Annotated in this window: 15 protein-coding genes; 7 read left to right on the top strand and 8 right to left on the bottom strand. The window is 59.8% G+C overall.

Translation table 11 applies throughout. The features are described from left to right. Positions 1-45 precede the first annotated feature (45 nt). Positions 46-264, bottom strand: a complete 219-nt coding sequence (locus ACWFVE_RS13430) for a DUF1653 domain-containing protein (protein WP_447529770.1) — start codon at positions 262-264, stop codon at positions 46-48. A 24-nt stretch (positions 265-288) separates the two neighbouring features. After that, complete coding sequence (locus tag ACWFVE_RS13435; protein ID WP_447529771.1) at positions 289-1,245, bottom strand: LysR substrate-binding domain-containing protein; 957 nt, start codon at positions 1,243-1,245, stop codon at positions 289-291. Positions 1,246-1,386: 141 nt separating this feature from the next. Here ACWFVE_RS13435 and ACWFVE_RS13440 point away from each other — a divergent pair, with 141 nt between their 5' ends. Both ACWFVE_RS13440 and ACWFVE_RS13445 read left to right on the top strand, forming a co-directional pair. Beyond that, positions 1,387-2,568: a M20 aminoacylase family protein gene (locus ACWFVE_RS13440; protein ID WP_447529772.1), complete on the top strand. Its 1,182-nt coding sequence runs from the start codon at positions 1,387-1,389 to the stop codon at positions 2,566-2,568. A 22-nt stretch (positions 2,569-2,590) separates the two neighbouring features. Beyond that, the gene (locus ACWFVE_RS13445; RefSeq protein WP_447529773.1) at positions 2,591-4,111 is read left to right on the top strand and encodes an AbgT family transporter; all 1,521 of its coding nucleotides are present in this window, start codon (positions 2,591-2,593) and stop codon (positions 4,109-4,111) included. 95 nt (positions 4,112-4,206) lie between these two features. On the opposite strand, the gene tcdA is transcribed toward ACWFVE_RS13445, so the two are convergent. After that, positions 4,207-5,016 carry a tRNA cyclic N6-threonylcarbamoyladenosine(37) synthase TcdA gene (tcdA, locus tag ACWFVE_RS13450; protein ID WP_447529774.1) on the bottom strand — a complete coding sequence of 270 codons (810 nt, stop codon included), beginning with the start codon at positions 5,014-5,016 and terminating at the stop codon, positions 4,207-4,209. A 41-nt stretch (positions 5,017-5,057) separates the two neighbouring features. After that, a complete protein-coding gene (locus tag ACWFVE_RS13455; protein ID WP_447529775.1) occupies positions 5,058-5,834 on the bottom strand; it encodes a pseudouridine synthase in 777 nt (258 codons plus the stop codon). 162 nt (positions 5,835-5,996) lie between these two features. Here ACWFVE_RS13455 and sodC point away from each other — a divergent pair, with 162 nt between their 5' ends. The 3 genes from sodC (at position 5,997) to ACWFVE_RS13470 (ending at position 9,615) form a co-directional block, all read left to right on the top strand. Continuing rightward, positions 5,997-6,545 (top strand): superoxide dismutase [Cu-Zn] SodC, encoded by a 549-nt coding sequence (sodC, locus tag ACWFVE_RS13460; RefSeq protein ID WP_447529776.1) that lies wholly within the window; start codon positions 5,997-5,999, stop codon positions 6,543-6,545. A gap of 207 nt (positions 6,546-6,752) precedes the next feature. After that, the gene (locus ACWFVE_RS13465) at positions 6,753-8,219 is read left to right on the top strand and encodes a carbon starvation CstA family protein (RefSeq protein ID WP_447529777.1); all 1,467 of its coding nucleotides are present in this window, start codon (positions 6,753-6,755) and stop codon (positions 8,217-8,219) included. Between the two features lie 559 nt (positions 8,220-8,778). Then, positions 8,779-9,615, top strand: a complete 837-nt coding sequence (locus ACWFVE_RS13470) for a manganese catalase family protein (protein ID WP_447529778.1) — start codon at positions 8,779-8,781, stop codon at positions 9,613-9,615. 60 nt (positions 9,616-9,675) lie between these two features. On the opposite strand, the gene bfr is transcribed toward ACWFVE_RS13470, so the two are convergent. The 4 genes from bfr to lptF form a co-directional block, all read right to left on the bottom strand. After that, complete coding sequence (bfr, locus tag ACWFVE_RS13475) at positions 9,676-10,161, bottom strand: bacterioferritin (RefSeq protein ID WP_447529779.1); 486 nt, start codon at positions 10,159-10,161, stop codon at positions 9,676-9,678. A 189-nt stretch (positions 10,162-10,350) separates the two neighbouring features. Continuing rightward, positions 10,351-10,557, bottom strand: coding sequence for a bacterioferritin-associated ferredoxin (locus ACWFVE_RS13480; protein WP_447529780.1), 207 nt, complete (start codon positions 10,555-10,557; stop codon positions 10,351-10,353). 211 nt (positions 10,558-10,768) lie between these two features. Beyond that, entirely contained in the window at positions 10,769-11,848 is a 1,080-nt protein-coding gene (gene lptG, locus ACWFVE_RS13485; RefSeq protein WP_447529781.1) for an LPS export ABC transporter permease LptG, read from the bottom strand. Continuing rightward, positions 11,848-12,927 carry an LPS export ABC transporter permease LptF gene (gene lptF, locus ACWFVE_RS13490; RefSeq protein ID WP_447529782.1) on the bottom strand — a complete coding sequence of 360 codons (1,080 nt, stop codon included), beginning with the start codon at positions 12,925-12,927 and terminating at the stop codon, positions 11,848-11,850. The genes lptG and lptF overlap by 1 nt, the downstream gene beginning before the upstream one ends. A gap of 121 nt (positions 12,928-13,048) precedes the next feature. Between lptF and ACWFVE_RS13495 the strand changes: the two genes are divergently transcribed. Continuing rightward, positions 13,049-14,569, top strand: coding sequence for a leucyl aminopeptidase (locus tag ACWFVE_RS13495; RefSeq protein ID WP_447529783.1), 1,521 nt, complete (start codon positions 13,049-13,051; stop codon positions 14,567-14,569). Between the two features lie 136 nt (positions 14,570-14,705). Continuing rightward, a complete protein-coding gene (locus ACWFVE_RS13500; RefSeq protein ID WP_447529784.1) occupies positions 14,706-15,818 on the top strand; it encodes a branched-chain amino acid aminotransferase in 1,113 nt (370 codons plus the stop codon). Positions 15,819-15,826: the final 8 nt, after the last annotated feature.

Raw genomic sequence — 15,826 nt, forward strand, 5'->3', positions numbered from 1 at the left:
TTACACAAATGTAAGAAATCGCTTACATAATCGAAGTAAACTTGACTAAAAAGCCTTCTCCAGAGCGAAGCGCGGTTGGTCGCGTCCTTCGATCGAGACGTGCTCATTGAACATCTCGAGCGGACGCACCCAGAGGCCGTACTCACCGTACAGTGCGCGATAAACGACCAGCTCTTCTTCGCTTTCGCTATGCCGAGCGGTGCCAAGCACCTCGTAAAGTGCGCCTTTATAGTGGCGGTAAATGCCGGGAACGGGGGCTTGCATAGAAACTCCTTACAGTGGGGTAATTTATTCGGCATGAAGCTGCCAGGCTTGGCGGCGGGCACCCAGCAGGGCAAGGCTTTGCCGCATCTGCTCTTCGACCAGCTGCTTTAGCGCACGGTTGACGTGGTTCACTTCTCCCTCAACGTTTTTTTCCAACGGCATGATGATTTGGAAGTCGTAATCGATGGAAAAACTGATTGGCCGCGTTTCGACACCGTGACGCTTCGCATCGAAGGCGGATACGCTGTTGAGGATGGCCAGACCCGTGCCGTTGGCGACCAGCCGTGTCGCCATCTCGCCGAGCGAAACGCTCCACATCTTACGAAGCGTGATGCCGTTAGCGTCAAGCTCTTGGGTAATCATGCGCTGACTCTGCTCGCCGGGTTCGCCGCAGATCAGCGCTTCATCCTGCAAGTCTTCGATATCGATCACTGCCTTGGCCGTTAGCGGGTGATCGCTTGGGATCACGCAAATGCCCGGCAGCTTATAGCGATAGCTTTGATAGCGGGGGTCGGCGCGGGGGTCGGTGGTGATGCCGAAATCGAAGCGCTGGGCCACCATGTCTTCGGGGATTTGATAGGAGCGAAACGAGTAGAGGCTGATTTCCAGTTCGGGAAACATCTCGGCCAGCTGTGTGGAGGCGCCGGGAAACACCGCCATGGCAAACGATGGCATGCTCACGACCCGTAGCTGGCCGGCCGGCCGTTCCTTGAGGCGGTCCGCAAACTGGCGCAGATGGCTAAGCCCCAGGTAGACCCGCTCTACTTCGTCATAAAACAGCGTGCCCCGGCGCGTGGGCAGCAGCCGGTTGTGGTGGCGCTCGAACAGCGCAAAGCCCAGCCGCTCTTCCAGCTGTTTGATCATACGGCTGATCGCAGGCTGGGAAACGAGCATTTTTTGCGCCGCGTCGGTCGCGCTACGGGTTTTGACGATCCACATGAAGGCTTCGATTTGCGCATCGGTAAAGCCGCGGTGAGCCATAACATTTACTCATAGCCTGATATCTATAAGTCACTGTAACCGCCTAGACACGCCAATATAAAGTGATTAATAGCTAAAAAAGCGATAGATGGGGTGCTCAAAAGAACGCCCTCATTACAAAATGGCAATCAGGAAACGCTAATGATCGACGCTATTGTAGAGAACAACGCTGAATTTACCGCCTGGCGCCGGGATATTCACCAGCACCCCGAGCTTGGCTTTGAAGAGCAACGCACCGCCCAACTGGTAGCCGACAAGCTCAACGCCTGGGGGTTCGACGAGGTGCATACCGGCATTGGCGGCACCGGCGTGGTGGGCGTACTGCGCGGCAACACGCCTTCATCCCGCGCCATCGGTTTGCGCGGTGATATGGACGCGCTGGCGATGACCGAAGCCAACACCTTCGAGTACGCCTCGAAAACCCCCGGCAAAATGCACGGCTGCGGTCACGATGGCCACACCACCATGCTGCTGGCGGCGGCCTGGTATCTTGCTCAGCACCGCGACTTTGCGGGCACCGTACACTTTATTTTTCAGCCCGCGGAAGAGGGGCTTGCCGGTGCCAAGGTCATGATCGACGACGGACTTTTTACGCGCTTCCCCTGCGAGCGAGTCTATGGGCTACACAATATGCCCGGCGTGCCGCTGGGCGAGCTGTGGCTACGCGATGGTGCCCTGATGGCCGGTTCTGACCGCTTCACCATCGAGATTCAGGGCAAAGGCGGCCATGCGGCGATGCCCGAGCATACCGTCGACCCGATGCCGGTGATCAGCGCGATCATCAGCGGCGCCCAAACCATCGTGAGCCGCAATACGTCACCGCTGGAGTCGGCGGTACTTTCCTTTACCGACCTGCATGCCGGCAGCGGGACATTCAACGTGATCCCCGGCAGCGCCAGCATGATGGGCTGCTTGCGCACCTTCGACGAGAAAGTCCGCCAGCACGCGTTGGCGCGTCTTAAAACGCTGGTCGAAAGTAGCGCCAGTGCCTTTGGCGCCACGGCGACGCTGACCGTTCGCCCGGGCAGCTACCCGGCCACCGTCAACGATAGCCAGGCCTACGCGCTGGCCGCCGAGGTCGCCCAGGAGGTCGTCGGCGCGGAAAAAGTGAACGCCAACTGCCAGCCGCTTTCTGGCAGCGAAGACTTTTCGTTCATGCTCAATGCCGTGTCGGGCTGCTACCTGCTGCTGGGCAACGGGTTGGAGGGCGAAACCGGCGGGGTCAGCGTTCATAACGTAAGCTACGACTTTAACGACACCATCATTCCAACCGGCGCCTCCTTCTTCGTTCACATGGTGCAGCGCGAGCTCGCCGCCCAGTAAACGCGTCGTTTGGAGAATCATTATGCAACAGCACAATACCGGCCACGCGGGGCGTGGCGGGGTGATGGATCGTATTGCGCGCATGGCGGATGCGCTGCCCCACCCCTTCATCATGTTTTTTGGCCTGTTCGTCATCGCCCTGGTGCTCTCGGCACTGATGAGCGTATGGGTCGAGCCGGTCGTCCACCCAGCCACCGAGGAGCTGATTCAAGTACGCTCCCTGCTTGGCTGGGAGGGGTTGCGCTTCATGCTGACCAACGCGATCACCAACTTTACGAGCTTTCGCCCGCTGGGGTTGGTATTGGTCATGATCCTGGCGCTGGGTATGATTCAAAAAACCGGGCTGGCCGATGCGGCGATCAAGCGTATGCTCAGCGGCGTGTCGCCGCGCTTTATAACGCCGGCGGTGATCATCACCTCGATTATCGGCAATCTCGTGTCCGACGCGGCGGTGTTTTTGATTCCGCCGTTGGCGGCCATCATGTTCAAGACCGCCGGGCGCAACCCCATCGCCGGCATCATTGTTTCCTTCGTCTCGGTGTTTGCCGGGTTTAGCGCCAATTTCTTCATTGCCGGTACGGACCTTTTGCTTTCAGGCATCTCGACCGAAGTGGTTCAGAGCGTCCGGCCCGGTTATGAAGTCAGCGTCGTGTCGAACTGGTTTTTCATGTGTGCGTCGGTACCGCTAATCACGCTGATCATCACCGTCATGAATAACCGCTACGTCGAGCCCATGCTCGAGCGCTTTCGACCCGAGCATGAGGTGGAAGACCAGGCCCATACCGCGCCGCTAAGCGGCCTTGAACGCCGGGCGCTGCGCTATACGGGGCTTACGGCGCTGGCCTACGTAGCGGCGATTTTACTGCTGGTGCTGCCCGCAAGCTCGGGGCTGCGTAACCCGGATGGGGGGCTTTTGCCCTCGCCTTTCATGAATGGTCTGGTGCCGCTCATCATGCTGTTTTTCATTCTTTGCGGGGTGGTTTACGGCGTGATGGTAGGCACGATCAAGCGGCCAAGCGATGTGCCCAAACTGATGGAAGAGGCCATGCGGGACATGTGCGGGTTCATCGTCATCGTCTTTATGGTGGCCCAGTTCATCGCTATCTTTAACTGGTCGAACCTGGCGATCGTCACCGCGGTCAACGGCGCCGACTGGCTAACCCAGATCAACATGCCGGCGCTGGTAGTGGTGGCGGGCTTTATCCTGTTGGCCGCGCTGGTCAACCTGTTCTTCTATAGCGGCTCGGCGCAGTGGGCGCTGCTGGCGCCCATTTTCCTGCCCATGCTCATGCTACTGGGGCTGGAACCGGAGGCCATTCAAGCGGCGTACCGTATCGCCGACTCGTCCACCAACCCGATTTCGCCCATCAACCCTTATTTGCCGCTCATTCTGGCGGTTATCCACCTTTATAACCGCTCGTTCACGCTGGGCAACCTGCTCACCTCGGCCATGCCCTTCTCGCTGGCGGTGCTCGCCGGGTGGTCGCTGCTCTACTTTGTCTGGTATGCCCTTGGGCTCCCCTTCGGGATCTATAGCGGATAAGTCGCGAGCGCTCCTTTTTAAGCGCGCTCGATCGCCCACGCGGATGAACGTCTCGCCGCGCTACCCTTTGCGGGTGGCGCGGTGTTTTTTTGCCTTTAAACGCCGGCTGGCCGGGGCTCGGACGCCGCTTTTTTCGCCAGGCGCTCCAGCACTTTGGAAGCCGCCACGAAGCCAAAGGTGCCGGTGACGAAGGTGGCGGCGCCAAAGCCGGAGGCGCAGTCCAGCCGGGTGGCATCCCCGCTGCCGGGCTTTTGTAGGCACACTTCGCCGTCCGCGCTTGGGTAGACCAGCTGTTCGTCGGAGTAGACGCACTCGACCGAAAAGCGCCGCTTGGGGTTGCGCGAGAAGTGGTAGTCCCGACGCAGGCGCGAGCGCACTTTGGAAAGGAGCGGGTCGTGCTCGGTGCGGGTGAGATCCGCTACCTGAATGCGCGTGGGGTCGGTTTGACCGCCGGCCGCTCCCGTCACGGTAATGGGGATCTTGCGCCGCTTGCACCAGGCGATCAGCGCGGCCTTGGCGATCACGCTGTCGATGGCGTCAACCACGTGGTCGGCATCATCAGGAATGCGATCAAACAGGTTCGTCGGGGTCACAAACGCGGTATCGGCGATGATGTCGATGTCGGGGTTGATCAAGCGACAGCGCTCAGCCAGCACCGCGACCTTGGGCTGGCCGATGGTGCCATCGAGGGCGTGAAGCTGGCGGTTGACGTTGGAGACGCAGACGTCGTCCAGGTCGATCAGCGTGAGCTTGCCAACTCCTGAGCGCGCCAGCGCCTCGACCGTCCAGCTGCCCACCCCGCCCACGCCGACCACCACCACGTGGGCGTGACGAAAGGCAGTGGCTGCGCGCTGGCCGTAAAGGCGGCGAATGCCGCCAAAGCGGAAGTCATAGTCGGTCGACATGGCAAACTCTCTATCAATGTTCGGTTAGAGCAAATATTGGGTTAACGTGCCGGGGTCGCGTCGGTATCCGGTGTTAGCGCCTCAAGACGGACGCCATCCAGCGGCAGGTGCCCGGCCCAACCCAACTGCTCGAAAAGCGCGGTCATCACCGGGTCCAGCGCGCAGCCGATGCTCAAGCGGTCCGACTGGAACGGGTGGTCGAACGCCAGGTGGCTGGCCGCCAGCAATAGCCGTGGGGCGTCAAGCTGCTCGGCGAAAAAGCGATTGTGTACGCTTTTACCGTGTTTGGCATCGCCAATGATGGGGTAGCCGCGGCGGGACAGGTGGCGGCGTATTTGATGGCGCCGCCCGGTCAGCGGGCGCGCCTCGACCAGCGAGTAGCGCGCCACCGGGTAGCGGTCGACCTGCACCGGCAGTTCCACACTGTCCAGCCGTGTGATATCGGTGCGCGCGGCCAGGGCGGGCATTTCCGCCTTGGGGCGGGTGCCGTCCTCTTCGCGCAGCGGGTAGTCGAGGGTCTCGGCGTCCGGCGCCTTGCCGCGCACCACCGCCAGGTAGCGTTTTTCCACCACGCGCTCGTTGAACGCCTGACTTAGCTTGCTCGCGGCCTCGGAAGAGAGCGCCATGACCATCACCCCGGAGGTCGGCCGGTCCAGCCGATGAACCGGATAGACCCGCTGGCCCAGCTGGTCGCGCAGCATTTGTAGCAGGAAGGTGGTTTCTCCCCGGGCGAGTTTGGAGCGGTGCACCAAAAGCCCGGCGGGCTTGTGCAGCGCCACCAGGTGCTCGTCCTGATAAAGAATGCGTAACGCCGCCATGGCCTTCCCCGCAAAAAAAGTGGCGCTATTGTCGCGGCTTCGCCGGCGGTTGTCACCCGGCCAGGATAATAACCCTCGGCCACGTTGGCGCCACCGGCGCCAAGCAGCTACCTTGTAAAGGCACCCTTCGGGGCTTCCATGGAACAGGAAAGGAGAAACCACATGCGTTTAGCAACCCCTCTTACCGGTATTGCAGCGGCCCTTCTACTAGCAGGCGCTGCCCATGCCCAAACCAGCGACTCGCTGGAAGTAAACATGCACGAAGTCACCGCCGACGGCGTAGAAGAAGCGCTGGGCACCGTGACTATCGAAGAAAGCTCGGAGTTCGGCGGCGTGCTGCTGACGCCCTCCATTACCGACCTGGAGCCCGGCATTTACGGCTTCCACCTGCACCAGAACCCGAGCTGCGAACCCGCCGAGGATGACGACGGCGAGATGACCGCCGCCCAGGCCGCCGGTGGTCACTACGACCCGGAAGAAACCGATACCCACCAGGGCCCCTACGGCGAAGGCCACCTGGGCGACCTTCCGGTCCTCACGGTGAACGAAGACGGCGAAGCGAACCTTCCGGTACTCGCGCCGCGCTTGAGCATGGACGACATGACCGACCGCGCCTTGATCATTCATGAAGGTGGCGACACCTACGAAGACGAGCCGCATCTGGGCGGCGGCGGTGCCCGCATGCTGTGTGGCGTTACCCCCACGTCCTAATCTTCGCACTCGTGTGAATCGAAAACGGGCAGCCCATGGCTGCCCGTTTTGCGTTATAAAGCCCCGTGGCCCGGCAAGGGAAACTAAAGTCGTAGAGCGAATCCCGCCGCGAACAGATACATTCGCAGGCTTGGGCAGGCCAGCCGTGCCTAACGCCTGCTGCCCCGCCCGTTCCCCCTTGCCACCGACCACCACCGGGTGCCCCCAATGATCACCTTCATCGCCTCGATACTGCTGCTAATAATAGGGTACTTTACCTACGGCAAGTTCGTTGACCGCGTGTTCGTCGCCGACCGAAAGCGTCCGACACCGGCTTTTAGCATGCGCGACAACATCGACTACGTGCCGATGAACACCACGCGTAACTCACTCATTCAGCTTCTTAACATCGCGGGTGTGGGGCCTATTTTCGGGCCGATTCTGGGCGCGCTTTACGGCCCCGTGGCTTTTGTGTGGATCGTGATCGGCTGCATTTTTGCCGGTGCGGTGCACGACTACCTGACCGGCATGATCTCGATTCGTAACCACGGCGCCCACCTGCCGCAACTGGCGGGCAAGTTTTTGGGCAAGGCGATGAAACACGTGGTCAACGGCTTTGCGCTGCTGCTGCTGTTACTGGTGGGCACGGTATTCGTGACCTCCCCCGCGACGCTTTTGGCGAACATGACCTCGCTTTCGCTGGTGGGCATTACGCTGGCGATTTTTGCCTACTACCTGATCGCCACGCTGTTGCCGATCGATAAAGTGATCGGCCGGGTATACCCCTACTTTGGCGCGCTGTTGCTCTTTAGCGCCGCGGGTATTGGCATTGGCTTGATCGTGACCGGCGCGCCGATTCCGGAGCTCTCGTTTGCCAACATGCACCCGGAAGGCGCCCCGATCTTCCCGCTGCTGTTTTTAACGATCTCCTGCGGCGCGCTTTCCGGCTTTCACGCCACGCAAACGCCGATCATTTCACGCACCACGGAGAACGAATCCAACGGGCGCCGTATCTTCTACGGCATGATGATTACCGAAGGCGTGATCGCGATGATCTGGGCCGCCGCCGCCATGAGCCTATTCTACGGCGACCAGACGCTGTCTGACGTACTCGCCGCCGGTGGCCCTGCCGCCGTGGTGAGCGAAGTCTCGACCACGATGCTGGGCGCCGTGGGCGGTACGCTGGCCATTCTGGGCGTTATCGTGCTGCCGATCACCTCCGGTGACACCGCGTTTCGCAGTGCGCGCATGATCATTGCCGACTACCTAAAAATCGCCCAGAAGCCGATCGCCAAGCGCATCATGATCGCCCTGCCGCTGTTCGTGATTTCCTACGCGCTGACCCACATGGACTTCACCCTGCTATGGCGCTACTTCTCCTGGGCCAACCAGACCACCGCGGTGATCGCCCTGTGGGTGGGCACCATGTATCTGGTGTTGTCACGCAAGCCCTACCTGATCACGGCGATTCCTGCGGTCTTCATGACCATGGCGACCTTTACCTACCTGGCCTTCGCGCCGATCGGGTTCGGCCTTCCGCTGCAGATGAGCTACGTAGTGGCCGCACTTGGCACGCTGGTGTGCATCGCGCTGTTCATGAAGCGCGTACGCCGCCTGAGCCGGGCGACCTTCTCCGTGGACGAGCCGGTCGCGGCGTTCGAAGGATCTGACGCCTTCGCAGCACAGAACCGCTAACCTCCTCTCCCAGCGTTAGATCCAGCTCCAGCCCGCTCGACGGTTAATACCGCCGGGCGGTTTTTTTAAAAGTACTTTTAAAGAATACTTTTAAAAAGTACTTTTAGTGTCGTGCTCTCATCGCCAAGCCAGACTTCACGACATCGTCTAAAGCATCAGAAGTAATTAACCTGTATTAACTTCTTAACATAAAAACAGCCAACTTAATTTAGACTAAAAGAGCAGCGCATTGATAGTTATAGACAATATTGAAACCAACTAACATTAATTAAATACACCTAAACGCATAACATAAATCAAACTAAATATATTATAAACATTTGATTTAAATTAAAAATAAACTACTCAAACAATAATGGCGATTAATACTCGAATATCTCTTCTTATGTGCCAGGCTGAGAAAGGCAGGAAGCACTACATTTTGACGAAACGTAAAAGCCAGTTACTCCGCACTGCTTGTTCAATAGTAAACGTTCATTTTTATTGAACATTTACTGAACAAAGAGTCGCCGGAGTAATGACCAAGGAACCCCTTGGCAAACGACTAAGGAGAGTAATCATGTTTCATCATTCATCCAAACTTCAGTACCCGGTCAAGGTCGACAAGCCCAACCCCCAGTTCGCCATGCTGCTACAACAGGCGATTGGTGGTATCGAGGGCGAAATTCGCGTGGCCATGCAGTATTTCTTCCAGGCGATGGGCGCCCGCGGCGATGACCGTATTCGTGACATGCTGATGTCGACCGCCACCGAAGAGCTATCGCACATCGAGATGCTGGGCCATGCCGTTGCGCTCAATCTGGAAGGCGCGCCGGTTTCCTATCAGGAAGAAACCGCCAAGGACCCGGTGATGAACGCCATCCTGGGCGGCGCAAACCCGCGCCACCTGCTGTCATCGGGCCTTTCGGCCATGCCGGTCAACGCCAACGGCGTGCCTTTTGATATGAGCCACGTGTACGCCACCGGCAATATCGGCGCGGACATGATGGCCAACGTGGCGGCGGAATCCGGCGGACGCGTTCTGGCCACGCGTCTTTATAACTGGACCGACGATCACGGCATGAAGGACTTCCTGTCGTTTTTGATCGCCCGGGATACCTATCACCAGCAGCAGTGGCTGGCCATCATCGAGGAGCTGGGTGGAATGGAAGCGCAGTTACCGATTCCCAACTCGACGCCGGAAGAGCACGAGGCGACCGAGCACTCCTACTACTACCTGAACACCCTGCTCGATAAGGACGCACCGAAAGGCCGCTGGGGCGAAGGACCTTCGCTTGACGGGCGCAGCCAGTACTCGATCAAGAATACGCCGGAGCCGCTGGGCCAAGAGCCAAGCCTGGGGGGCGCCAAACCCAACTCCGGGGCGCAAACCGAGCAGGTCGACCCGTCCAAATAAAGGGTCGCCCATAAAAAAACCCCGAACCTGGTTCGGGGTTTTTTTGGGCTAAACGAAGGTTTATTCGTTTTCGCCGGCCATTTGCATCTGGCGCAGCATGTAGTTCTGGACACCGACTTTATCGATCAAGCTGAGCTCGGTTTCGATGTGGTCGATGTGCTCTTCTTCATCGGCCAGCAAATCGCGCAGCATGTCGCGGGTCACGTAATCTTTCACGCTTTCGCAGTAGGTGATGGCTTCGATGTAGTCGTTACGGCCGTCGTGTTCGATCTTGAGATCGCACTCGAGCATTTCCTTGACGTTTTCACCGATATGCAGCTTGCCCAGGTCCTGCAGGTTGGGCAGCCCTTCCAAAAACAGGATGCGCTCGATGATCTTGTCAGCGTGCTGCATCTCTTCGATGGATTCGTCGTATTCCCACTTGGCCAGCGCCTTCAGGCCCCAGTCCTTGTACATTTTGGCGTGCAAAAAGTACTGGTTGATCGCAACGAGTTCGTTACCCAGTGCGATATTGAGATGTTGAATAACCTTGGGATCGCCTTTCATATATCACCTTCTTTGTGCGTGCGCTCTTTTTGTCGTAAAAGGTTTTTCGGACAATCAAGCAGTTACGTCATTAAAGGAGCAGCGGCCCACAAGGCATACTCCCGGATGACTGAGAGTATAAAGGAGCAAGCTAAAAATTCAAACAAATCAGTTGTTTGCTAAAAGCAACTTAAACAATAGTGATTCGCGTCATACGGCGTAAGCGAGACCCATATCGGCTTGCTGGCGCTCGTCGTAAATCGCTTCACGGGTAATGGATTTGGCAAGGCAGGCACACTTGCCGCACTGGGTCGCGCAGCCGGTGGCTTCGCGCACGTCGCGAAAGCTACGCGCGCCGTCGCTCACCTGCTGGCGAATTTGATGGTCGGTCACACCCTTGCACATGCACACGTACATGACATCACCTCATAAAATGCATAAACCGAATGTAAATGATTCGCATACATCTTATCAAGTAAAAATCAGTCGCTTTTGTTAAGCGTTTTTAGTTACCTCGCGTTTTATAAAACCAATACAGTACGTTAGCGCCCAGGCCCAGGATTGAAAAAATCGCACAAAAAAAGCCGGGCCACTTTTGGGTACCCGGCTTTTCGAATCTTTTAAGCGGTTAGCCGTTTCGGTGCAGGAAGTAGCCCCCAACGACGGCACACGCCAACGTAGGCACCAGCACCGCCCATACCGGCGAGAAACCAAAGATACTGGAAGCCGGCGCCAGCAGATCCTGCACGTACTTGAAAACGAGCCCGGTGACGACCCCGTAGAAAACCCGGGTGCCGGCGGCTACGGTGCGCAGCGGCCCGAAAACGAACGAGGCGGCAATGAGGACCAGCGAGGCCATGGTCAGCGGCATCAACACCTTCTGCCAGAAGTAGAGCAAGGGCTGCTCGGCGTTAAGCCCCTGGCTTTGCAGGAAGTTGGCGTAGGCCCACAGCTCGCTGGGCGCCTGGCTTTCGATATCGCGTAAAAGCCGCTCCAACTGGGTGGGGGTTAGCGCGGTTTCCCACATCGCCTGGGGCACGTACTCGGACTCGGTGTGGTCGTCATAAATGCGCGTGGTGTTCACGGCCTCCAACTGCCAAACGCCCTCTTCCCAGTAAGCGCGCTCAGCACGGGTCGCTTCGACCAGGCGGCGCTCTTCGAAACGGTAGCGCGTCAAATCGAGCACCACGTTGTCGGCGCGAATGGCGCCAAAACGGTAGACGCTGTCACCCTCGAACTGCCAGCCGCTGCGGCTTGTGAGCATGGTACCTTCCCCCTGGCGCTGCTCCAGCCGCCAGGCTTCGGCGAACTGCTCGGTTCGGGGGCTGACGAACTCCGCCACCAGCAGCACTACCGCTACCACTAACAGCACCGGCTTCATCACGCCCCAGACGATACGCGCAAGCGAGCGCCCGGCCGCGCGCATCACGGTCAGCTCGTTGCTGGAGGCCATGGTGCCCAGGCCGATCAGTGCGCCGATCAGCACCGCCACCGGGGCGTATTGATAAAACCGCCAGGGCAGGCGCATGCCAAGATACAAAAGCACGTCCAGCGCCGAGTAATTCCCCTGGGTGTCGCCCAGGTCGCCAATGTAGGCCAGGGTTATATCCAGGCCCAGCAGCACGATCTGTACGATGACGATAGCGCCCAGTATGTTGCGGGCGATGTAGCGGTCCAAACGATCCGCCGGCGTTAAAATACTGAGCATTAGCGCATTCCTTTACGTTGCGAGCGCCAGATCAGCAGACACCCGAGCCCCAAAAAGAGCCCATGCACCGGCCACACCCCTACCGTGGTGGCGAGAGTACCGCTGCCGATGGCATCCACGGCGGCCAGCAGCAGGCTTAAATAGGCGACGTACAAAAATACCGCCGGCAAGAGCTTGGCGAACCGCCCTTGGCGCGGGTTGACCTGGGAGAGCGGCTGGGCCAGCAGCGCCAGCACGAACACCATCAGCGGAAGCCCCGCCCGCCACTGAAACTGCGCCTGGGCGCGCGGCCCGGGCTCGCGCCATAGATCCGCCGTGGTGGCGTATTCCAGTGAATCGAGTTCCTGGCGTTCGCGGCTGAGCCCCAACCGCAGCGTGTAGCGATCGAACACCAGCCGCTCGGCGGCCTGGCGCCCGGGGGTGACGCCGTAGCGTTCGCCCTCTTCCAGCACCAGAAAGCGGCTGCCGGTCTCCATTCGGGTCTCCTGGTGGCCCGCGCGCGCCCGGGTGATGTAGCTGTGCGGGCTGTCGCTATCCGGGTTGGCCTGCTCGTGCACCAGCACTTCCTGCATTTCGGTGCCGTCGCTGTTGAAATCGCTGATATACGCCGTGCGCCCGCCGCCAAAGGACTGAAAGCGCCCGGGGGCGAGCACCGAGACATCCAAACGGCTGCGCTGCTCCTCGATGGTGGCGTCGGTCAACAGCGCGCCGGCCGGGGTGAGCCACAGGCTGCAAAGCCCCACCAGCACGGCCACGACCGAGGCCGGCAGCAGCGTTACCCGCAAAAGGCGCGTGGGGCTCATGCCGCAGGCGACCATCACGGTGATTTCGCTATTCATATAGAGCTGGCCGTAGGCGAGCAGAATGCCGAGAAAAAACGCCAACGGCAGAATCAGCTCCATGAACCCGGGCAGGTGATAAAACATCAAACTGCCCAGAATGGTGACGGGAAAATCGCCCTCGGCGGCATCGGCGAAGTAGCGAATGAAGCGGCTACCCATGATGACCAGCAACAAAATGCCGGCCACCGCCGACATGGTGAGTAACACTTCACGAGTCAAGTACCGAAATAAAATCAACGCGCTCTCCGGCTAAGCCTGCAGGTGACCATGCAATGCGTTCATGGCTTGGGTACACTAATACAACGTACGATCGCGGTATTATCGCGAATCACTTGATGCTTGTCTTGTTGGAGACGTCATGGAATTTTCCGTTCAGACGGCCAATCCCGCCAAATCCGAAACGGCGTGCCTTGTTCTGCCCGTCTATAAAGATAGCGAGTTGCTGCCCGCGGTGGCGAAATTGGACGACGCGAGCGAGCGGCTGATCGGTCAACTACTCGAGCGCGGCGATTTCGACGCAGCCTTGGGCAACGTTCAGCTGATCCCCTTCGCCCCCGGGCTTGGCGCGCAGCGGCTTCTGCTGGTCGGCCTTGGCGAGCGCGAAAAGTGCCAGGAAGCGGCCGTTATCAAGGCGATGGAGGCCGCCATGACCGCGGTGGTGAAACTGCCCATCGACGAAGCCAGCACCGCCTTCACCGATATTTTGCTGGAAGGGCGCGACACCGCCTGGAAGGCGCGCAAGACCCTGGAGGCCGCCGAGCGCGCGCTCTACCGTTTCGACCAGTTCAAATCCGCTCCGGCCCCCACGCCTACGCTTGCCAAACTGCACCTGATCGTCAGTGAAAGCAGCGAGGTGCAAAACGCCCAGTACGGCGCCAAAATCGGCTGTGCGATCGGCCAGGGCGTCAATTTTACGCGCACGCTGGCCAACCTGCCCGGCAACGTTTGCACCCCGCGCTACCTGGCCGAACAGGCACAAACGCTGGGTAAGGAGTCGCGCGGCGCCCTCGACGTGGAAATTCTGGACGAAGAGGCGCTCGAAGCGCTGGGCGCGGGCTCGCTTTTATCGGTCGGGCGCGGCAGCGTCGAGCCTTCACGGCTGATCGTCATGAAGTACCAGGGTGCCGACGACCCGGATGAAGCCCCCCACGTACTGATCGGCAAGGGTATCACCTTCGATACCGGCGGTATCTCGCTCAAGCCCGGCGACGGCATGGACGAGATGAAGTTCGACATGGGCGGCGCGGCCGGCGTGTTCGGCACGGTCAAGGCGGTGCTCGAGATCAAGCCCAGGCTCAACGCGGTGTTCATCGTGGCCGCCGCCGAAAACATGCCCGACGGCGCAGCGACCAAGCCTGGTGACATCATCAAGACCCTCAAGGGTTTGACCGTCGAGGTACTCAACACCGACGCCGAAGGCCGGCTGGTACTGTGCGATGCGCTCACCTACGCCGAGCGCTTCACCCCAGCAAGCGTCATCGATATCGCCACGCTCACCGGTGCAGTCATCGTCGGCCTTGGCCACCACGCCACCGGGCTTTTGTCCAACGACGACGACCTGGCCCTCGACGTACTGGAAGCCGGTGAAACCGCCTGGGATCGTACCTGGCAGTTGCCGCTTTGGGACGAATACCAGGAGCAGTTGGACTCCAACTTCGCGGACCTTGCCAATATCGGCGGGCGCCCTGCGGGTACGATCACCGCGGCGTGCTTTCTGTCACGCTTTGCCGATCATTTCCCCTGGGCACACCTGGATATCGCCGGCACAGCCTGGCACTCGGGTAAGCAAAAAGGCGCTACCGGCCGCCCGGTAGGGCTTTTGACCCAGTATTTGCTGGACCGCGAAACCGACGCCCAGGTCGATACCGAGACAAAATAAGCGCTTATGGCGCGTAACGGTTGCCTTTCACCGTCACAACCGTTAAACCTGAAACATCAAGGCGCCCAGCCGACCGGGCGCCTTCCCCATTTTTGATGCTTACCCCCGCGGGGGTGCTTTGCGGAGACGATACGCCGTGCCCACTGCAAGTTCAGCAATTCGTTTTGAAATTCTGCCCTCCAATCAGGCAACGCCGGACAACATTCGCGAAAGCGTGCTGGCAAACCCAGGCTTTGGCAAACACTTCACCGACCACATGGCGCACGTGCGCTGGACAGTCGACGCCGATTGGCACGGCCACCAGGTGCGCCCCTACGGGCCGCTGACCCTGGACCCGGCCGCTGCGGTGCTGCACTACGGCCAGGAAATCTTCGAGGGCATCAAGGCCTACCGCCACGCGGACGGCTCGGTCTGGACCTTCCGCCCGGAGAAAAACGCCGAGCGCCTGCGCCGTAGCGCCCGCCGCCTGGCGCTACCCGAGCTTTCCGATGAGGACTTTCTGGGCTCGATCAAAGCCTTGCTGGCCCAGGACCACACCTGGGTGCCCACCCCGCAAAGCGATGCCGACGAGTGCAGCTTGTACCTGCGCCCGTTCATGATCGCCTCAGAAGCCTTCCTCGGCGTTCGCCCGGCCCACGAAGTGGACTACTACGTGATCGCATCCCCTGCGGCCTCCTACTTCAAGGGCGGCGTGAACCCGGTCTCGATCTGGCTTTCGTCCACCTACAAGCGCGCCGCCGCTGGCGGCACCGGCTTTGCCAAGTGCGGCGGCAACTACGCAGCCTCCTTGGCCGCGCAGAAAGAGGCCGAAGGCCACGGCTGCGGCCAGGTCGCGTTTTTGGACGCGGCGGAGAACAAGTGGATCGAAGAGCTCGGTGGCATGAACCTGTTCTTCGTGTTCAAGGATGGCCGCCTGGTCACCCCGCGCCTGACCGATACGATTCTCGAAGGCGTAACGCGCAACTCGGTACTCACGCTTGCCAAAGACATGGGCCTGACCCCGGAAGAGCGCCCGATCAGCATCGACGAATGGCGCGAAGGTGCCGAGTCCGGTGAGATCACTGAAGTCTTCGCCTGCGGCACCGCCGCGGTGATTACCCCGGTGGGCGAGCTGGTCACCGAGCACGAGCGCATTCGCCTGAACGGCGACGGTGGCAATGAAGTGGCCATGCGCATTCGCAAAACCCTGCTGGACATTCAGTACGGGCGCAGCGACGACACCCACGGTTGGCTCACCCAGCTGGTGTAACCCCTCCC

Source organism: Vreelandella mediterranea (assembly GCF_970647075.1).

Coding starts and splice junctions, on each gene's coding strand:
- ACWFVE_RS13430 (WP_447529770.1), bottom strand. CDS start 264: ATGCAAGCCCCCGTTCCCGGCATTTACCGCCACTATAAAGGCGCACTT.
- ACWFVE_RS13435 (WP_447529771.1), bottom strand. CDS start 1,245: ATGGCTCACCGCGGCTTTACCGATGCGCAAATCGAAGCCTTCATGTGG.
- ACWFVE_RS13440 (WP_447529772.1), top strand. CDS start 1,387: ATGATCGACGCTATTGTAGAGAACAACGCTGAATTTACCGCCTGGCGC.
- ACWFVE_RS13445 (WP_447529773.1), top strand. CDS start 2,591: ATGCAACAGCACAATACCGGCCACGCGGGGCGTGGCGGGGTGATGGAT.
- tcdA (WP_447529774.1), bottom strand. CDS start 5,016: ATGTCGACCGACTATGACTTCCGCTTTGGCGGCATTCGCCGCCTTTAC.
- ACWFVE_RS13455 (WP_447529775.1), bottom strand. CDS start 5,834: ATGGCGGCGTTACGCATTCTTTATCAGGACGAGCACCTGGTGGCGCTG.
- sodC (WP_447529776.1), top strand. CDS start 5,997: ATGCGTTTAGCAACCCCTCTTACCGGTATTGCAGCGGCCCTTCTACTA.
- ACWFVE_RS13465 (WP_447529777.1), top strand. CDS start 6,753: ATGATCACCTTCATCGCCTCGATACTGCTGCTAATAATAGGGTACTTT.
- ACWFVE_RS13470 (WP_447529778.1), top strand. CDS start 8,779: ATGTTTCATCATTCATCCAAACTTCAGTACCCGGTCAAGGTCGACAAG.
- bfr (WP_447529779.1), bottom strand. CDS start 10,161: ATGAAAGGCGATCCCAAGGTTATTCAACATCTCAATATCGCACTGGGT.
- ACWFVE_RS13480 (WP_447529780.1), bottom strand. CDS start 10,557: ATGTACGTGTGCATGTGCAAGGGTGTGACCGACCATCAAATTCGCCAG.
- lptG (WP_447529781.1), bottom strand. CDS start 11,848: ATGCTCAGTATTTTAACGCCGGCGGATCGTTTGGACCGCTACATCGCC.
- ACWFVE_RS13495 (WP_447529783.1), top strand. CDS start 13,049: ATGGAATTTTCCGTTCAGACGGCCAATCCCGCCAAATCCGAAACGGCG.